15 protein-coding genes and 9 pseudogenes are annotated in these 17,629 nt (G+C 49.9%); 8 read left to right on the top strand and 16 right to left on the bottom strand.

Annotated elements, in window-relative coordinates; all coding sequences use genetic code 11:
* Positions 1–375 precede the first annotated feature (375 nt).
* From JCM10550_RS10645 to JCM10550_RS10625, 6 genes and pseudogenes are all read right to left on the bottom strand, one after another.
* A complete protein-coding gene (locus JCM10550_RS10645; protein WP_245619050.1) occupies positions 376–921 on the bottom strand; it encodes a segregation/condensation protein A in 546 nt (181 codons plus the stop codon).
* Positions 918–1,100: a hypothetical protein gene (locus JCM10550_RS22995; RefSeq protein WP_245619048.1), complete on the bottom strand. Its 183-nt coding sequence runs from the start codon at positions 1,098–1,100 to the stop codon at positions 918–920. Before JCM10550_RS22995 ends, JCM10550_RS10645 begins: the two co-directional genes overlap by 4 nt.
* Positions 1,093–4,554, bottom strand: a pseudogene (gene smc / locus JCM10550_RS10640) (chromosome segregation protein SMC). The gene JCM10550_RS22995 and the pseudogene smc overlap by 8 nt, the downstream one beginning before the upstream one ends.
* Before the next feature lie 15 nt (positions 4,555–4,569).
* Positions 4,570–4,788 (bottom strand): hypothetical protein, encoded by a 219-nt coding sequence (locus tag JCM10550_RS10635; protein ID WP_157200173.1) that lies wholly within the window; start codon positions 4,786–4,788, stop codon positions 4,570–4,572.
* Positions 4,767–5,225: a hypothetical protein gene (locus tag JCM10550_RS10630; protein WP_062399024.1), complete on the bottom strand. Its 459-nt coding sequence runs from the start codon at positions 5,223–5,225 to the stop codon at positions 4,767–4,769. The genes JCM10550_RS10635 and JCM10550_RS10630 overlap by 22 nt, the downstream gene beginning before the upstream one ends.
* Entirely contained in the window at positions 5,165–5,776 is a 612-nt protein-coding gene (locus tag JCM10550_RS10625) for a hypothetical protein (protein WP_062399023.1), read from the bottom strand. The genes JCM10550_RS10630 and JCM10550_RS10625 overlap by 61 nt, the downstream gene beginning before the upstream one ends.
* Before the next feature lie 164 nt (positions 5,777–5,940).
* On the opposite strand from JCM10550_RS10625, the pseudogene glyA reads away from it, so the two are divergent.
* The 4 pseudogenes from glyA to cofE all read left to right on the top strand — a co-directional run bounded on the left by glyA (position 5,941) and on the right by cofE (position 9,659).
* Positions 5,941–7,199: pseudogene (gene glyA / locus JCM10550_RS10620) on the top strand (serine hydroxymethyltransferase).
* Positions 7,193–8,034 (top strand): annotated as a pseudogene (locus JCM10550_RS10615) (bifunctional 5,10-methylenetetrahydrofolate dehydrogenase/5,10-methenyltetrahydrofolate cyclohydrolase). The pseudogenes glyA and JCM10550_RS10615 overlap by 7 nt, the downstream one beginning before the upstream one ends.
* Positions 8,028–8,854 (top strand): annotated as a pseudogene (gene folP / locus JCM10550_RS10610) (dihydropteroate synthase). Before JCM10550_RS10615 ends, folP begins: the two co-directional pseudogenes overlap by 7 nt.
* A gap of 6 nt (positions 8,855–8,860) precedes the next feature.
* A pseudogene (gene cofE / locus JCM10550_RS10605) lies at positions 8,861–9,659 on the top strand (coenzyme F420-0:L-glutamate ligase).
* Here cofE and cofC read toward each other — a convergent pair.
* The 8 genes and pseudogenes from cofC to JCM10550_RS10565 all read right to left on the bottom strand — a co-directional run bounded on the left by cofC (position 9,612) and on the right by JCM10550_RS10565 (position 14,683).
* Positions 9,612–10,266, bottom strand: a pseudogene (gene cofC, locus JCM10550_RS10600) (2-phospho-L-lactate guanylyltransferase). The pseudogenes cofE and cofC overlap by 48 nt on opposite strands.
* Before the next feature lie 17 nt (positions 10,267–10,283).
* On the bottom strand, positions 10,284–10,586 hold the full coding sequence (locus tag JCM10550_RS10595; protein ID WP_062399021.1) for a ferredoxin-thioredoxin reductase catalytic domain-containing protein: 303 nt from the start codon (positions 10,584–10,586) through the stop codon (positions 10,284–10,286).
* A 4-nt stretch (positions 10,587–10,590) separates the two neighbouring features.
* Positions 10,591–11,292: a phosphoribosylformylglycinamidine synthase I gene (gene purQ / locus JCM10550_RS10590; protein ID WP_062399019.1), complete on the bottom strand. Its 702-nt coding sequence runs from the start codon at positions 11,290–11,292 to the stop codon at positions 10,591–10,593.
* Positions 11,289–11,537, bottom strand: a complete 249-nt coding sequence (gene purS / locus JCM10550_RS10585; protein WP_062399017.1) for a phosphoribosylformylglycinamidine synthase subunit PurS — start codon at positions 11,535–11,537, stop codon at positions 11,289–11,291. Before purS ends, purQ begins: the two co-directional genes overlap by 4 nt.
* 14 nt (positions 11,538–11,551) lie before the next feature.
* Positions 11,552–12,264, bottom strand: a pseudogene (locus JCM10550_RS10580) (phosphoribosylaminoimidazolesuccinocarboxamide synthase).
* Positions 12,257–13,279, bottom strand: coding sequence for a 7,8-didemethyl-8-hydroxy-5-deazariboflavin synthase subunit CofG (cofG, locus tag JCM10550_RS10575; RefSeq protein ID WP_062399013.1), 1,023 nt, complete (start codon positions 13,277–13,279; stop codon positions 12,257–12,259). Before cofG ends, JCM10550_RS10580 begins: the two are co-directional and overlap by 8 nt.
* Before the next feature lie 54 nt (positions 13,280–13,333).
* Positions 13,334–14,342 (bottom strand): annotated as a pseudogene (fen, locus tag JCM10550_RS10570) (flap endonuclease-1).
* A 26-nt stretch (positions 14,343–14,368) separates the two neighbouring features.
* Positions 14,369–14,683 carry a hypothetical protein gene (locus JCM10550_RS10565; RefSeq protein WP_062399011.1) on the bottom strand — a complete coding sequence of 105 codons (315 nt, stop codon included), beginning with the start codon at positions 14,681–14,683 and terminating at the stop codon, positions 14,369–14,371.
* Between the two features lie 176 nt (positions 14,684–14,859).
* Between JCM10550_RS10565 and JCM10550_RS25030 the strand changes: the two genes are divergently transcribed.
* The 3 genes from JCM10550_RS25030 to JCM10550_RS22990 are packed head-to-tail and all read left to right on the top strand — an operon-like array spanning position 14,860 to position 15,742.
* On the top strand, positions 14,860–15,219 hold the full coding sequence (locus tag JCM10550_RS25030) for a presenilin family intramembrane aspartyl protease (RefSeq protein WP_281175367.1): 360 nt from the start codon (positions 14,860–14,862) through the stop codon (positions 15,217–15,219).
* Complete coding sequence (locus JCM10550_RS25025; RefSeq protein WP_281175366.1) at positions 15,126–15,536, top strand: presenilin family intramembrane aspartyl protease PSH; 411 nt, start codon at positions 15,126–15,128, stop codon at positions 15,534–15,536. Before JCM10550_RS25030 ends, JCM10550_RS25025 begins: the two co-directional genes overlap by 94 nt.
* On the top strand, positions 15,467–15,742 hold the full coding sequence (locus JCM10550_RS22990) for a presenilin family intramembrane aspartyl protease (protein WP_245619060.1): 276 nt from the start codon (positions 15,467–15,469) through the stop codon (positions 15,740–15,742). Before JCM10550_RS25025 ends, JCM10550_RS22990 begins: the two co-directional genes overlap by 70 nt.
* Here the strand turns inward: JCM10550_RS22990 and JCM10550_RS22985 are convergent.
* Positions 15,690–16,142: a GTPase gene (locus JCM10550_RS22985; RefSeq protein ID WP_245619058.1), complete on the bottom strand. Its 453-nt coding sequence runs from the start codon at positions 16,140–16,142 to the stop codon at positions 15,690–15,692. The genes JCM10550_RS22990 and JCM10550_RS22985 overlap by 53 nt on opposite strands.
* Positions 16,114–16,656, bottom strand: coding sequence for a hypothetical protein (locus JCM10550_RS22980; RefSeq protein WP_245619046.1), 543 nt, complete (start codon positions 16,654–16,656; stop codon positions 16,114–16,116). Before JCM10550_RS22980 ends, JCM10550_RS22985 begins: the two co-directional genes overlap by 29 nt.
* Before the next feature lie 48 nt (positions 16,657–16,704).
* On the opposite strand from JCM10550_RS22980, the pseudogene JCM10550_RS10550 reads away from it, so the two are divergent.
* A pseudogene (locus tag JCM10550_RS10550) lies at positions 16,705–17,603 on the top strand (CBS domain-containing protein).
* Positions 17,604–17,629: the final 26 nt, after the last annotated feature.

The following is a 17,629-nucleotide window of genomic DNA, read 5'->3' as shown; positions in this document are numbered from 1 at the left end:
ATGATATCAGATACCATTTTTCCCTGTATTGTTGTCTGCAAAGCAAACAAAGGCAGTTGTGCCCCCCCCGTTTGTCCCAGACAATCGACCTAACTAAGTGGTAACTTCTCAGAGATAAACTTATTCATTTATTCTTCTGATATCGCCAAGCGGAGAAATGATCCAAAAAACAACACATCATTCAAACAAAAGACAAATCGGACATATTTCAGAAATCAATTGGTAAATTTATCCTTTTTTCGGTAGGATGATCATCATCATCCCATTCCTCCTTCTGGCCTGAACTCACATCCCGTACCAAATTTACTTTCCCACCCCCCCAAGAAGCAAACAAAAAATAGCCCAGAGGACTCTGATTGCTAAAAAACAGAATAATTATTCGGCAAATGCATCTGCGCGCCATTTATCGACATAAATATCCCCAAAAAATTCATCCTGCCATATCATCAACCTGCCTTCAAGCATTAAAAACAATAACGGAAGATAAACGGTGCGATAATCCTTATTCATCGCAGAACTCAGAGACGAGAGCGTAATCGTCTCATCCGTAGCCGACATCTCCTCAAAACAGTCATACACAGATATAGCCAAATCCTGAAGATCCTCCTCATGCGCAACAGAAACAACATCGGAAGCAGCAAGGATTACATCCGGAAAAGCGCGTTTTTTACGGCTGCTCCGGCGTTCCATCTTCTCAGCGGTCTTCAGTTCCTTGATCAGCTCGTACAAAGTAACCGGACTTCTTCGCTTTCCTTTTCTGCCAATCCTTCGTTTAATCTCCCGCTCAAGTCGTTCAATGGGTTCTGACACATCATCAAATGAAAAATCCGTATCAGACTCAAAATCATCTGACAACTCAAACGAGTCTTCGATAAAATCAGACTCATCATCCTCAGACTCTTCCAGATACTCAGATTTCATTCTGAGAAGAAACGATGCAAAAAAAGAGTTCTGCCGGAAATCCTGAGATCCAGCGTCTTCATCCGCTCAAGTTCACCCAGAAACCGATCCGTCACTTCGACGATATCAATATTCCAGGGATCAATCTCCCCCCCGGACTCTGCCATGGATACAAGTATTTCAACCGGTTCTTCATGCATTGTTTTTTACACCGGTCACATACGTTGATTTGTCCGGGCGGCAGTCACTCCGACAATCCGATCTGCCCGTTCAATGGTTGGTTTTCGAAGAGAGACACATATCGACTGCACACCCGTCGACAATTCCTGAATCATTGTTGAGACCCGTTCCACATTAGAACCGTCCAGCATCATATCAATTTCATCCAGTGCGTAGAACGGAGCGGGCATAAACTGCTGAATTGAAAATATGAATGAAAGGGTGGTCAGTGATTTCTCTCCACCGGAAAGTGAACTCAGCAGATGAACCTTCTTGCCCTGCGGCTGAACAGCAAATGTCATCCCCCCCGGCAAACGGATCCTCCTCATTATCAAGGACCAGCTGACCGGAACCGCGGGTCAACTCTGCAAAAATCCTTCGGAAGTTCGTATCAATCGCAGTATATGCCTCCATAAACGCATCATACTTCATCTTCCCGTAATACTCGATACGCTCAATCAAAAGCGTTCGTTCATTCGAGAGCACCTCTTTCTTTTCCGAGCGTTCATGGACACGTTTATCGACACGGTCATACTCTTCAATTGCAAGCATATTGACCGCACCGATTCTCTTTATCGCACTCTCGGCAGATCCAATGCCCTTTTCAATCTCCTGAAGGGTCATATCCGTCTGCCGATCGCCCACCTCCTCTTTCAGAGACGCAATCTCCTCAAGAACAACGACCTTTCGTTCATTCAGAGACGAGATCTGCAACCGTATCTTTTCAATATCGGCATCAATTGCAAGAATCCTGCGCTCCACACCATGCAGAGCATCCGTCAGGCGGTCATGCTCTTTTTGAAGCCCACTAATTTCATCCGAAAATGACTGTTTTCGGTGTTCGAGCGAAGCAATCTCATCAGTTTTCTCACCAATTCCCTGATTTGCACCGGAGATCTCATCATCAATAGAGGTGTTCCGTGCCTCTATCGTCTCACGCTGTCCGGCAAATTCCTCCAGACGGTTTCTGAAATGCTGGCGCTCAAGCTGCTTATCGTGGATATCGGCCTCCTTATTTTTGAGGCGCCGCTCAACATCCGAACATTCACGGGAAATACGTTCGCGATCATCCGACAGAGCAGGGATATTTGTCGCATTCAGACGGACTTTCAGTTCCTCAATGTCGCCAGCGACCTGGGAGATACGGGAATTTTTTTCCTCAATCTCCTTCTCGACATCTGCAAGATTACGCCCGCTGTGTTTCGACCCATCCAGAGAGTCCTGCTGAGACGCTATAATACCATCCCGTTCATCCGTAAGTGCGGTGATGCGGTTTCGGTACTCATCATACAGCATCCGGTAGCGGGCACATTCATCATCGGCACTGCTGCGCTCACGCCGTGCAGACTCCGCTTCGTCAGCATATCGGTTAACTGCTGATTCAAGATCACTATATTCAGAACGCAGACTCATCAGTTCTGCCTCACGTCTCTGAAGATCCTCACCAACAGCAACACCAAACCCTCCGGAACGTTGCTTCCGTGACCCACCGGTCATGGCACCCCCCCTTTTTCCAGAATTTCACCCTCAAGAGTGACCATCCGGGAGGAACCGATCATCCGCCGTGCATTATCAAGACAGTCAACGACCACGGTACCGGAAAATACCTGCCGGAATACCGGTTCAAACAAAGGATCAAAATCAAGGAGATTCTCTGCATAATCGATAACCGCAGAAGACGTTCTCTTCAGGGGGGGCGGCAATGAACGGTAGTTCAGCTTGTTCAGAGGCAGAAATGTCATCCGGCCCAGCCGGTTCTCTTTCAGATACGCAATGGCCGACGAGGCAACGGCATCGGTCTCCACCACAACATTATTCAGACGTCCGCCAGCAGCGACATCAAGTGCTGTTGCATACTCAGGAGGCGCCTTCCCCCCCAGCTGTGCAACCGTGCCATACATCCCGTCCATACCGAGAATCGCATCAAGGCACGTCCGCCCGCCCCCCCACCGGCCGCCTGTTGCTGTGCCTCCAGACGCATCACTTCCCGCTCTTTAGACTGGATATCTTTGCGCACGCGTTCCAGTGCAGAACGATTTTTCATCAGAAGGGATTCGGTGCGCGCAATCCGTTCCAGAACCGCCGATTTCTGGGATTCAATGTTTTTAATCAGGGATTCATATTCAGAACACTGTTTTTCCTTGTCAGACAGTTCATTTTTAATCTGATCGACCCGCCTGTTCAGGCGTTCATTCTCAGAGGTACGGAAACGACTCCGCTCTATCGTCCGGTCCCGTTCCCCCCCGATGAGATCCGATCGTTCTTCCTTTAATTCGGCAATCGAATCTGGTAGGCAAACAACTGATCGCGAGCACCGGACACCTCATCACTCTCAGCAGAGAGAGACGTTTCAATTTTCTTGAGTTCATCCCTAAAACGGGACAAGTCCATACTGAGGTTTGAGCGGTCGATTGAAAGCGCACGAATCTCATCAGAACGTTCGCGGATACTTGTTTCAGCCCGCTTGGTATTCGTATAAATCGACTGAAGCGATCCCAGATTTCCTTTCTTCTCAGCATTATTGCGATCAATGGACTCAGTCAATGAACGAATCGTTCCTTTTGCGGACTCTATTTGTTCAAGAATCTCTAAATATTCGCTACCGGTCTTCCGATTAATATCTTCAGACACCGCACGGATCTTCGCCTGTATTTCCCCGGCATCACGGAAAGCCTTCTGTTTCTGTTCCCCGACCAGCCCGAAATCAGTCTCATGACCTGCAATAATCTCATTCAGAGAAACGAACTCACGCTCACGTTCATTCAAAAGAGCACAAGAACGACACCGCCTTAGTTCATCCAGTCTCTCCTGCCATTCCTGGTATTTGATTGCCTGTTCCCGCTCACTTTCAAGCTCGCCAAGTCTGCGAATCAATTCCGTCAGAACAAGCTCTTCACGCTCAATCCGTTCACGAACAACCTCAAGTTCACCAAGGGCCTGACCCTTTTTCTTGTCAAACTCTGAAACACCGGCAATTTCATCGATTATTTTCCGGCGTTCATTGTCTGTCATCTCCGTAATCCGGGTGACATCCCCCTGCATGACAACATTGTAGCCTTCTGCTTTTATGCCATATTTTGCCAGAAAATCGACAATTTCTCCTTGTTTGCAGAGCTTGTCATTGAGATAATTGTAGCTATAATATCCATGTGCCGTCCGTTTAATTCTTCTGCGGATGGTGGTATTATCTGAAAACGTAATGGATACTTCAGCAGTATTTTTACCGGTATTTACATTGAGCAGATCGGTGAGTTTCTCAGCGCGGAGTCCCCCCCGTGCACTCGACAGTGCAAGACAGAAAAGGATACTGTCAATGATATTGCTTTTCCCCGAACCATTGGGTCCGGATATGACAGTAAAACCCTCAAAAAAAGGGATCTTGGTCTTTTTTCCAAATGACTTGAAATTGTCAATCTCAAGTTCAGTGATATACAAAGAGCAGACTCCCAACTATTTCTTCTTTATTTCGACAGTGTCATCTTCATCTGCATAGATGAGAGGCTTCTTTTCTTCTCTGCTGACATATTCACGGTTTACCTTTGGCTGATACATGCTTGCAGGACGATTTCCGGCAACAATAAGGTCATTACTGTTATTCCGTGGCTCCTCTGCAAGAGTGCCATCGGGCTGCATAATGGTCGCCGTGCCTAATTCCGGTTCGGATTCCACCGGTCGACGTGCAGGCTGAGAATTTTGTTCCGTTCGCTGCCCCCCCTCCGCTCAGGTGATTTTCCCGTCCGTTCAGATCTTTGCACCATTGCTTCAGGAGTCTGACGCGCACGTCGGGTATCAGACCTCGGACGCAACTCTTCCTTTCCCTCAAGGATTTTTCCGATCTTTCTTACCTCAGCCTTGAGATCAAGAAGTTCCTCTGTCAGCCCTTTCACCATTCCCTCAAGTTCATTAACCCGTGTGTGCTGAGGTGCAGCGTGAGCCGGAGAGGATGCCAGCCTCTTTACCACTCTCTCCAGTTCAGTAACCCGGCGGGAAAACTCTTCTGAGGTTTCGAGATTCATTCGGGGGGGGATATCTTCTGTCAGATCCTTTACTGTCTCCTCCAGTCCGGTAACACGGCGGGATAGTTCTTCAGAGAGTCCGACATCCATCCGGCGGGAATCATCCGCCAGACCCTGCACCATCCTTCCAGGCCGGTAACACGGCGAGACACTTCATCAGAGATTCGGGTATCCATCCGACGGGAATCATCCGCCAGACCCTTTACCATCCCCCCCTCCAGTCCGGCAACCCGGCGGGATACTTCATCAGAGATCCGGCTATCCATCCTCTGAGAATCATCTGTCAGACCCTTTACTGTCCCCCCCTCCAGTCCGGCAACCCGGCGGGACACTTCATCGGAGATTCCGTGATTCATCCGGCGGGAATCATCTGCCAGCCCTTTTACAATCCCCCCCTCCAGTCCGGTAACCCGGTGAGACAATTCTTCAGAGATTCCGGAATCCATCCTCTGAGAATCATCTGTCAGCCCCCCCTTTACCGTCCCCCCCTCCAGTTCAGTAACCCGGTGGGAAAACTCCTCTGTGATCCCGACATTCATGCTGCGGGAATCATCTTCATTTTCTCTGAGCATCTCAATCTCCCTGTCCTTCTCTTCAATAATATGCCTGAGCCGATTTATCTCCCGCTGATTCTGTGCCATCTGACCTCTCCCAAGTGAATCATTTCACAGATAATCTAATAATTCTTCTGTTCTGTTATATATGAAATTGTTTCCCGGAAATACGCAGAAAGCGTGATTAATTCCTGTTGACAGCTGATCACGGTAACAACCTATATACTCTTTTCAGGTCAACATTTCTGCATATGTCTTATCTGGCCGAATCTGATCCAGAAGTCTATGATATTATTGAAATGGAGCGTTCACGCCAGGTCAATGGCCTTGAACTGATCGCTTCAGAAAATGTAGTATCAAGGGCGGTTCTCGAAGCTGTCGGTTCTATCCTGACCAACAAGTATGCCGAAGGCTATCCTGGCAAACGGTATTATGGCGGTTGTATGTACCATGACATGGTCGAAAACCTTGCGCGCGACCGTCTCTGTGAACTGTATGGCGCCGAACATGCAAATGTACAGGCTGTTTCCGGAAGCCAGGCAAACCAGGCGGTTTACTTCGCATACATGAAGCACAACGATCTGATGATGAGCCAGGATCTGGCACAGGGCGGCCACCTCTCACACGGATCACCTGTCAATATCACCGGAAAGTGGTATTCCGTCTCGCACTATGGTGTTGACACAGAAACCGAAACCCTCGATTATGCTGCCATTGCCGAACAGGCACGCAAACAGAAACCAAAGATGATCGTCTGTGGCGCAAGCGCATATCCGCGCACCATCGACTTCAAGGCATTCAAAGAAATTGCTGAAGAAGTGGGCGCATACTGCATGGCAGACATTGCACACATTGCCGGTCTGATTGCCGGAGGAGAACACCCCCCCACATCAGTCGGCGTGACGGATTTCACCACCACCACCACCCATAAAACCCTCCGTGGCCCCCCCCGTGGTGGCGCAATCATGTGCAATGAAGAGGATGCAAAGGCCATTGACAAGTCGGTCTTCCCCCCCGGCATGCAGGGCGGCCCCCCCTGATGCATGTGATCGCCGGAAAGGCGGTCTGTTTCAAAGAAGCACTGAAACCGGAATTCAAAGACTATGCCAGACAGATCGTGAAAAATTCACAGGCAATGGCAGAGACACTGATTGAAGAAGGATTAGATCTGGTGTCCGGCGGAACCGACAACCACCTGATTCTTCTCGACCTGACAAACCTGGGCATCACCGGTCTCGAAGCGGAAAATGCACTCGGAGACGCAGGCATCACCGTCAATAAGAACACGATTCCGCGTGAGACACGCAGTCCATTTGTGACGAGCGGCCTCCGGATAGGCACACCGGCCATTACCTCCCGTGGCATGAAGGAAGACGAAATGAAGCAGATTGCTCACTTCATCGCCCACGTGCTGAAAGACACGGAAAATGTCCAGAAGAAGGCTGAAGTAAAGGCAGAAGTGAAGACACTTGCTTCCGGCTACCCTCTCTACCCTGATGCAGTATGCTAATTGATGGAAAGAAAACCTCACAGGATCGTCTTGAAACCGTGACCGATGAGATCCGGGAATCCGGACTCTCACCCGGACTGGCAACCGTCATTGTCGGTGAGGATCCTGCTTCACAGATGTATGTACGGATGAAGCACAAGGCATGCGACAAAGTTGGAATTCGCTCTGTCGGTGTTGTCCTGAAGGATGATGTGACCACAGAAGACGTGATTGCACATGTCAATGCACTCAACGCAGATGCATCCGTCGACGCATTCTCGTTCAGCTTCCCCCCCTTCCGGACCAGATTGACACCGAAGCGGTCATTGAAGCAGTCTCCCCCCCTGAAAAAGATGTGGACGGATTCCATCCGGAAAATCTGGGGGCACTCTTTTCCGGACGCCCCCCCACGTTTGTGCCATGCACGCCCGGCGGTATCATGACCCTGCTTAAGGAGTACAACATTGAGTTAAAAGGACTCAATGCCGTCGTCATCGGCAGAAGTGTCGATGTCGGAAGGCCAATGGCCGCCCTGCTCTTAAACGCCGATGCAACGGTGACCGTCTGCCACTCCAAGACCAAAAATCTTGCAGCAGAAGTCAAAAGAGCTGACCTCATTGTCAGCGCTATTGGCAGAGCTCACTTTATCACCAAAGAGATGGTCACTCCCGGAGCAGTGGTAATAGACGTTGGCATCAACCAGGACGAAAATGGCAAACTCTGCGGCGATGTTGACTTTGACGAAGTCAGTGCCATTGCATCCGCAATCACACCAGTTCCCGGAGGTGTTGGTCCGATGACCATCGCAACCCTCATGGAAAACACGTTTAAAGCTGCGAAAAACCATTTATGCTAACCTGCAGAATTGGAAATATCACTGTTGGAAGGAATGCCCCCCCGGTACGGCTGATGGCGGTCATCAATACCAGCCCCCCCGAGTCATTCTTTTCCAAATCTTTTGTTCCTCCCGAGTCAGTATTCAGCACGGCCCAACGGTGTGCCGATGACGGTGCGGATATCATCGACATTGGTGCCCGAAGCACCGCACCCAATGCACCCGTCATCCCAGTAGAAACCGAACGGGAACGGGTAACCGACGTGCTAAAGCAGATTGACGGGCTGGGGGATTCCAGTCTCTCTTGACACCATGTACCCCCCCGAAGTCCTGGATGCCGCACTCCGGTATGATCTTGCTGCAATCAATGACATTCACGGGCTGGCGGATCCCGAATATACTCGGATTGCCGCGGATTCAGGACTGCCGGTGATATGCATGGCTTCAGAGACTGCCCCCCCGGAGATGTCAGAGGCGTGAATGCCACCCTGTCCGCTCTGTCCGGTGTCATTGAACGGGCCGAACAAAACGGCATTGAAGAGCTGATTCTGGATCCGGCCATCGGCAAATGGATTCCCGAACGGGAATTTGAAGATGACTGGGAACTGTGCCGTCATTTTTCCGCATTTCTGGAACTAGAGCGCCCCCCCTGCTTGCAGCCGTCTCACGAAAATCATTCATCGGTGACCTGACCGAAAGGAGCCCGGAGGAGAGGCTTGCAGGGACACTGGCCGTGACCTGCTCCCTCATGGATCAGGGCGCTTCATTAATACGTGCACACGACGTCCGCGAGACCGCAGACATTATCCGCGTGCACCAGAAACTCAATCAACGGATCTGATCTCCCATGAACACACAATTCAACGTAACAGGTCTCAGGACAGGCATTGTTGTGCCAGGCGATGATTTCTCCGAAATTCTTCTGGACTCTCTCCTGCAGACCGGTCTGACACTGGAAGACGGAGATGTCATTGTCATCGCAGAGAACGCGGTCGCGACTGCGGAAGGGGGGGCTCTTGTCACCCTTTCAGAGAACACCCCCCCGTCCCCCCCGGAGGCCTGCAGATATGCTGAGACCTATCAGATGGACCCTCACCTTGCAGAAGCGGTCATTCAGGAAAGCGACACCATCATCGGAGGTATTCCCGGATTCCTTCTCTGCATGAAAAACGGGACACTTCTTCCGAATGCGGGTATTGATGGGTCCAATGCTCCGCCGGGAACCGTGGTATGCCTGCCGCGCAACCCCCCCAATAAGAGTGCAGAGACCATCCGTGCAAAAATCCAGGAAAAAACAGGATGCCGCATTATCGTCATCATCGCAGATTCCCGCACCCATGCCATGCGTCTGGGGGTGCAGTGGTGTGGCAATCGGGTGTGCAGGCATGCATGCAGTGACGGATGAAGTGGGTAATCGCGACCTCTTCGGACGCGAACTGACTGTGACAAAAAAAGCAATTGCAGACAACCTCGCGTCGGCTGCTGAACTGGTGATGGGGGGGGAAGCGGATGAATCAATGCCTGCGGCAGTGATTCAGGGCCTCTCGTTAACCGTCTGTGAGGTATCCGGAATACCGGATATCGCAGCAGAAGACTGTCTATTCATGGGAGCTGCGCTGAATGCCAACTCTGCCACGTTCAAGTGACAGCGCAAGTCCGGTTTCCCTGAGAAAAGACAGGGAGCGTCCTCCCCCCCCGTGGATTAAAATCTCAACCAGATCCTCTTTTTCATCAATATCCGTTGACATAAAAAACGAGTCGATGACCTCATAACTCAGTCCGGCATCCTCTGCAATCCGGACATGGTCACAGAATGAAGCACCGTAATAATCAACATGATATGCCTGCGGCGTTCTGATATAGAGAGCATTTGTCCCCCCACACCCCCCCGTCCGGCACAATACCAACATCAGCAGTGCCTGAGACAATGCGTTTCACGGCATCCGGTGTTGTCAGAGGGAGGTCTGACATAATGACCAGCACCGGTGTCTCCTGCAGGGAAAGATATGCATTCAGTGCCTCATTCAATTCCCGTTCGTCAATATGTGTCCGGACACCCGGATACTCAAACGGAACCGTAGAGAGGATGCACGGCAAACAACCGGCCTCAAGGAGAACCGACACGACATCCCCCCCCAGCATGGCACGGGCAAATGCTTCCCGTTCTTTTTGGTCCATCACTGCGGAAAGACGGGTCTTCGGATTTACCGGTCTGAATGGAATAACTGCATGAACCTGATGGGATTCAGTCATAAATAATTCCTGAAAAATTATGCATCACTGCCAAAGAAGAGACGGCAGTGACAGTATCCATCATTCTTAATTTCATCTTCATGGTAGATACAGGGACAGATAATTTCCTTATCCTTATCAACATCCCCCGATCTCATACGGCAGGGACAATACTGTTCGCCAAAGCGGGCAGTATTTCGTGCAAGCCCTTTAATAACAGCTTCCAGTTGCTTGTCATTGGGATTTACGTGCCAGCCGTGGGATGCAGCATAATCCCGTGCCCATACCAGAAGAGCCTCCTGAACGTCAGCTCCATCCTCAGTATCATTGTTGCCGGTCATTTTTTTATCTCCTTTCACAGTAATCAATCATTGAATCAAACAGCTTCTTGCCATCCTCTGAACCAAGAACAGATTCGGATGCACGTTCAGGATGAGGCATCATGAGAAGCACATTCTGATCTTCACCCAGCACACCGGTGATATTCAGCGTGGAACCGTTTGGATTGCTTTCCGGAGTGCAGTTACCTGTCGCATCACAGAACCGGAACGCCACCCTGCCTTCATCCAGCAGGCGCTGGGGGGGGACACCTTCTTCTGCCACGTATCTGCCTTCCTTATGTGCAATAGGAATGCGGATGACATCACCTTTTGTATACCGTGACGTAAACGGTGAGGAGGCATTTTCAACCTTCAGATACACTCCCTCACAGATGAACTTCGGATACTCATTGATGGTGAATACACCCGGGATAAGACCGCTTTCTGCTCCGATCTGGGCACCGTTACAAATACCCAGCACCAGACCTCCGGCAGCTGCATGCTGACGGACGTCCTGCATCACCGGTGTCCGTGTCGCAATGGCACCGGCACGGAGGTAATCGCCGTAGGAAAATCCTCCGGGGGGGATCACTATTGCATCGTATGAACGGGAAAACCCTTCCTTGTACCACACCAGATCACAGTCAACACCGCAGACGTCTTCGATGACATGGTGTGCGTCCTGGTCACAGTTGCTGCCACCGAACTGCAGAACAGCGAACCTCATTCAACAGCCTCAACTTCATATGAGTGGATGACAGGATTTGCAAGGAGGCGGTCGCACATCTCGGCGGCCAGACGTTTTGCCTCTTCGGATGAATCCGTGTCAATACCCACATTAAATACCCGTGCTGTCGAAAGTGAGGCGGTCGTATACCCCCCCAGATTTGACAACGCATGCTGAATTGCCCGGGCCTCCGGGTCAAGCATACCATCCTTCAGTGAAATTGTAATTTTTACGGTAATTGTCATATTCTGTTCAACCTTCAGTTTTTCTGTAATATTTTATCAACAACTTTACCATATGCCGAAAGCACATCACCTTTGCCAAACCGGTAGACATCCTTATCCAGTGATTCTCCGGTTTCGAGATCCCATAACCGCATGGAATCCATGCTGATTTCATCACCCAGACAGATGGTATCATCGTAGCGGCCAAACTCAATCTTGAAATCCACCAGCTCCAATCCCGCATTCGCAAAGAAATCCTTCAGGAGTGCGTTTATCTTCAGGGTCATCTCACGGACTTCCCGCAGACCTTCAGCCGAAAGGAAGCCAAGAGCGAGGATGAGGTCATCGTTTATTGACGGGTCACCGTGTTCATCACTCTTATAGTCGGTGACAATAACCGGCGGCTCGATGCGCTGCCCTTCCTTAAACGGAAATTTTTTAACGATAGATCCGGCGGCCACATTGCGTGCAATGACTTCAAGGGGGATCATGGAAAGTTCCCTGACAATCATGGTTCTCTCATCTTCCATCCGGATAAAATGCGTTGGAATCCCGTTCTTTTCAAGATATTCAAAGAAGAATGCCGAAACACGCGCATTATAGGATCCTTTTCCTGCAAGGACATCCTTTTTCTCGCCATTGAACGCGGTGATATCATCCCGGAATACTACTCTCAGCTCTCCGGCCACTGATGTCCGGAAAACCGATTTTGCCTTCCCCCCTCATAGAGCAACTGGTCATCATCCATGTAATTCATCATCTCCAAATTCTGTTCGATTCCGTATCTCAATTGTTTTACTAAGTCTTTGAATTATTTCATTCAGACGGTCATCATACCATCCTTTGTCAACGAACCGCTGATAGATGCAGAGACGTTCCTTCAGGATATTATTCCCGATAACCGCTTTCAGTTCATCAATCTGTGGCCAGGGGGGGTGTTCCGGGTTGACATAATCGATGGTGACCGGAGAAACACCACCCAGGTCATCAACGCCACAGGAAACAAGATCCGAGGCATCAGCAAGGTTGGGAGGTACCTGCACCATCACATCTTCCGGCAGAATCTCCCGCGCATGACGGATAATGCTGCACATCTCATCTGTTCCCGGATACGTTGCCGCTTCCATGGGGGGGGTGCCTTCCTTGGGACAGAAATTCTGGATAATGACCTCCTGAATGTGACCATACCTCCGGTGCAGATCCCGTATCACTTCCAGTGATTCGATGCGGTCTTCCGGTGTCTCACCGATGCCGATCAGTATCCCGGTGGTGAACGGAATATTCAGTTTTCCTGCTTCCTCCATCATACCAATACGCACTTCCGGAGCTTTTCCGGGTGAACCATGGTGTGCGGGAACGGTCGCTGTCGTCTCAAGCATGAGGCCCATACTCGCATTAACCTCACGCAGGCGTTTCATCTCTTCTCCGGTGAGAATCCCTGCATTCGTATGGGGAAGCATGCCCAAGGCAAGCGCTTCCCTGCACATGTCATAACAGTATTCAAGAAAATCCGTGTAACCGATGTCTGCAAGATACGGAGCAAACTCCGGCACTTCATTGGGACGCTCACCAAAGGTAAACAAAGCCTCGGTGCACCCCATACGGGCACTGTGCTGTAACACCTCACGGACAGCATCAGGGGGGGACATGATACATCCTGCCTGAGGTGGTTTTTTAAAACAACAGTAGCCGCAGGAATTACAACAGACCGTAGTCAGAGGAAGGAACGCATTGCGTGAAAATGTTACCACACGCCGTTGCATGGATATATATCTGCATGCAACATATTCAACCTTCGGAAAGGGCAGAAAAAAAAGTCAGAACCACTGGTCAAGCGTCTTCTGACCGGCGGTTGTGCGCATCTTGGTGAGGACGGCGTCAACACGTTCTGGTGAGAAATCGTTCACGGAACAGAGCATCTCGCGGACCGCGGATTCGTCAGGTTTGTTCCATGAAATGGTATAGTCATCCGTCACCGGGGGGGCGAACGGAAGAATTCAATGACGGGCCGGGGGGGATCAAAATCCGGCGCTTTTTTGTCAAGCGTCTCCTGAAATGCATCATTCCGTACAATTTTCAGTGCGGTTTTTGGCCCGATTCCTTTTATGCCGTCATTAAAATCCGTTCCGATAAGGATGCTCATCTCAATCAGGTTGTCCCGTGAGATGTTCAGGCCTTCCAGAATCTTTGATAAATACAATCGTTCCGGTTCAACGACAACTGTACGTCCATGAAACCGCCGTTTACCACTGATGGCCAGATTTCTCACCAGCACCGGCACCCCCCGAACAGCAGGGAATCATAATCCTGAGATACAGAAAAGTCCAGTTCACCCTTCTGCACCATGTAGGCCGCCTGTGCCTCACCCTCACTGGGAGCATCCACGAACGGGATACCCATTGCACTCAGCAGTTCCTTTGAACTCGATACCACCCATTCATCCACGCGGGAGGCAGCGCGTGCCTGCTTATAGGACTCTTCCGTATCTCCCTCTTTTCTGGCCTGTTCCCATGCAATTCCCGCCTTGTCACGCACTTCCCGCCGTTTTGCGATGGTTGACGACTTCAGGTCAGGAGGTTTGCCGTCAAAAACATAGACCGGTTTGAGTCCGTATTCAAGAAAACGGGCAGTCCGAAAAAAGAGTCCAGACAAATGAGAGGTCACCTTCCCTTCACGGTTCATCAGAGGAGTGCCGTCCTGCTGCCGGATAATGCTCAAAAACTGATATAACGCATTATTTCCATCAATCGCTGCACAGCCGGAGAGAGCATCCCACCCTACCGGCACTTTGTAATCGGTCAGAACTTCCCGTAATGCGACACCCATAACTATCAAAATACTATATGTCTGTTCTAACGGTATACTCTGCGGGAGAGTTCACTGACAACCTGATGGACTTCTGAGATCATGGTATCGCATTTATTGCATACCGCTACATTCAGTTCATCAAGGTTCATACGCATCGTCCGTTCCCGGGCAATGACATTTTGATCAAGATTTCGGATCTTTGCCCCCAGGGACAGAAACAGTCCCCCCAGCGATGCCATCATCAGCGTTGCTGCAACAGCAAGTACCAGATCCTGCCATACCCGCAGGATCAGAACCAGCGTCGATATGATCAGAACAATCGCCAGTATGATATCAACAATGGATTCCTGAATATCCATGATATGTGGTATCTGCACGGCACTAATTAAATTACCTATATCGATTCGGGTACTGTCCATCCCGGATGCCGGATCGTATTGATTCCGCAAATACTCTTTATTAACAATCAGGGTAAATATTCACCCATCAATGAATACGAGACAAGTCGCCCCCTTTCATCGGGATGGGAATTCTGATGGTTGCCGTACAGCTCCTCTCCATCTTCCTTACACCCCTGATGCTTGGCGCGGGGGGGTATGAAGCATTTGAAAATCCTGAATCCGCAGCAAATCCTATCTACTTTATCATAATCCTGCTCGTATTCACAGCCGTCCTCCTCTGGCTCATCAAACGCGGAAAGGAATTTGCCATTAAGGCCATTATCGGACTATCAATCATCTTTATCTTTGGATATATCTACAGCGCACTCTTTCTCTTTGCACTGGGAAACACCCTTGTTGCATGGGCACTGACCGTCATTGCAACAGTCATCTCGGGGGGGGACTTTTGTATGCCTATCCGGAATGGTATGTCATCGATATCCTCGGAATTCTGATATCCGGAGGCGCTGCGGCAATATTCGGCATATCCCTCACGATTCTTCCGGTGATCATTCTTCTGGCACTCCTTGCCGTCTACGATGCAGTCTCGGTATACCGTACAAAACATATGGTTGACCTGGCCGAGAGTGTCATCAATATGAAGACCCCCCCGATTCTGGTTGTGGTACCCAAATCACTCGACTATTCATATATCAAAGAAGGAGTCGAAATAAAAGAGAAAAAAGAAGACCGGGGGGGAGCATATATTATGGGAATGGGGGGGATCTCATCATGCCGAATATCCTGGTCGTCTCTTCCGTTGCATTTTTAACCGGCGCACCTGCCGTATTTGGCATCTCCCTACCAACCATTGGTGCCATGGCGGGAACCATCATCGGTCTGGCAGCCCTGTTATGGTTTGTTTCAGGAGGAAGGCCTCAGGCAGGTCTCCCCCCCCTGTTAAACGGGGGAGCAATCGCCGGGTTTATTCTTCTATGTGCATTAACGGGGAGCTGGGGCTGGATTCCCGGTATGTAAGGAGGAGATCCACAATCTCTTCTAAACCTTCACCGGACGCAGTTGACATATTGTAATATCCGTCAAGGGTTTTCAGGTCGGATTTGTTCACCACAACCTCAATAGGCACATCATCAATTACCCGTCTGAGTTCTTCAAGGAGGTTCAGCTGTTCTGTGATCTGGTATCCGCATGCCTCACTCGCATCGATGATAAACAGAATGACGTCCGCGACATTTGTTATCGCAGAGAGTGCCTGGTGCTCGATATAATTGCGTTCATGAGCGGGCCGGTCAAGAATGCCCGGTGTGTCAACAATCTGAACTCGGTCTCTTCCGATTTCGCAATGTCCGACGACAATCTGTTTTGTCGTAAACGCATATTCTGCCACCTCAGGATCGGCAGATGATACGTGCCGGATAAACGAGGATTTCCCCCCACATTCGGGAACCCCGCAACAACGATGGTAAATTCATCCTGATATCAGGGAGCTTTCTCAGGGTGTTGCGTGCTTCATTGAGAAAATGAAGTTCGTCATCGATCTGGTGAATCACCGAGGCAATGCGTGCAGTTCCCTGTTTCCGGATATCAGATGAGTCCTCTGCTCTGCGAATCTTCCATGCGTATTCATTCCCCCCCAGGGTCATTACCTGATTGGCTGCCCATGATAATGCACCCAGAGAACGCCTCATTTTGTCAATCCCAAAGAGGAGATCAGTCATATCCTGATAAAATATCGGGAGGTTCTCTATTGTCGGAAACTGTTTCACCATGAAGATTAGTTTATCGCTCAGTGATTTTGATGCTGAACGGATAAATTCTTCATCCGCACGTTTCTTGTTTCGTTTTTCGTGTTTGGCTATAGCAGGCTTCCGGAAGGCCCGGTCAAGCAGTTCATCTGCAGTGAGTATTGTCGGTATTTTCTCATATTCCATCTGTTGTACAACCTATTATTATTAGCAATTAAGAAGCAATTAATCAATATGGAACTGTCACCTATACAGAAGGACATTCTGATTACGTTGATTACGCTGTATCATGAGAGTTCTTCAGCAATAAAAGGCGAGGGAATTGCTGGAGTCCTCAAACGAAACCCGGGTACAGTCAGGAATCAAATGCAGGCCCTTCGGGCACTGGGGGGGCTTGTGGACGGGGGGGTGCCAGGACCCAAGGGAGCTATACTCCAACATCACGGGCCTACCGGGAATTGAATATTGCCGATTATGCAGATGAGTCCCTTGTTCCCATCCGAAAAAATGAAGAACTGGTGCCGAGTGTCAATGTATCTGAAATAGATTTTACCACCCTGTGTCACCCGGACATCTGTCAGGCGGTGGTGAAATTGATCGGAAGCGTCAGACTCTTCGATATCGGGGGGGATGCAATCACCATCGGACCATCGCCGGTGAACAAACTGCTTGTGCGCGGGGGGGAAATCTACGGAAAGGACGAGGTATCCCAGTCACTGCTGATTACGATTACCGAGATGATCTCCCTTCCCAAGAAACAGATTCAATATTATATGTCATCCCCCCCGGTGATCTGCATCGAAGAAGACGCAACATTTGCAGAGGCCTGCCGGATATTTACTGAGGCAAGGATACACGGCGCACCGGTGACAGAAAACGGACAGGTACGGGGGGGCATTGTAACGCTTACCGATATCGCAGATGGTATTGCAGACGGCAAGGCCCTGTCAGACTCGGTTACCGATGTGATGACCCACGATGTGGTGACCGCGTCACCGACCATCAATCTGTATGAGGTGATTGGGCGCTTTAAACAGGAGAATATCGGGAGACTGATCATTGTTAAAGATGAACGGCCCGTAGGAATTCTCACGCAGTCGGATATCATCCGGTTATTCCCCCCCTCTCCCTAAAAATATAATCAGAATCAACCCCCCCC

Source organism: Methanogenium cariaci JCM 10550 (assembly GCF_001315945.1).
In the GTDB taxonomy this organism is placed as follows: domain Archaea; phylum Halobacteriota; class Methanomicrobia; order Methanomicrobiales; family Methanomicrobiaceae; genus Methanogenium; species Methanogenium cariaci.
This window is presented reverse-complemented; position numbering and strand designations above follow the sequence as displayed.

Coding starts and splice junctions, on each gene's coding strand:
- JCM10550_RS10645 (WP_245619050.1), bottom strand. CDS start 921: ATGAAATCTGAGTATCTGGAAGAGTCTGAGGATGATGAGTCTGATTTT.
- JCM10550_RS22995 (WP_245619048.1), bottom strand. CDS start 1,100: ATGCATGAAGAACCGGTTGAAATACTTGTATCCATGGCAGAGTCCGGG.
- JCM10550_RS10630 (WP_062399024.1), bottom strand. CDS start 5,225: ATGGATGTCGGACTCTCTGAAGAACTATCCCGCCGTGTTACCGGACTG.
- JCM10550_RS10625 (WP_062399023.1), bottom strand. CDS start 5,776: ATGGCACAGAATCAGCGGGAGATAAATCGGCTCAGGCATATTATTGAA.
- JCM10550_RS10595 (WP_062399021.1), bottom strand. CDS start 10,586: ATGACCGGCAACAATGATACTGAGGATGGAGCTGACGTTCAGGAGGCT.
- purQ (WP_062399019.1), bottom strand. CDS start 11,292: ATGAGGTTCGCTGTTCTGCAGTTCGGTGGCAGCAACTGTGACCAGGAC.
- purS (WP_062399017.1), bottom strand. CDS start 11,537: ATGACAATTACCGTAAAAATTACAATTTCACTGAAGGATGGTATGCTT.
- cofG (WP_062399013.1), bottom strand. CDS start 13,279: ATGCAACGGCGTGTGGTAACATTTTCACGCAATGCGTTCCTTCCTCTG.
- JCM10550_RS10565 (WP_062399011.1), bottom strand. CDS start 14,683: ATGGATATTCAGGAATCCATTGTTGATATCATACTGGCGATTGTTCTG.
- JCM10550_RS25030 (WP_281175367.1), top strand. CDS start 14,860: ATGGTTGCCGTACAGCTCCTCTCCATCTTCCTTACACCCCTGATGCTT.
- JCM10550_RS25025 (WP_281175366.1), top strand. CDS start 15,126: ATGGGCACTGACCGTCATTGCAACAGTCATCTCGGGGGGGGACTTTTG.
- JCM10550_RS22980 (WP_245619046.1), bottom strand. CDS start 16,656: ATGGAATATGAGAAAATACCGACAATACTCACTGCAGATGAACTGCTT.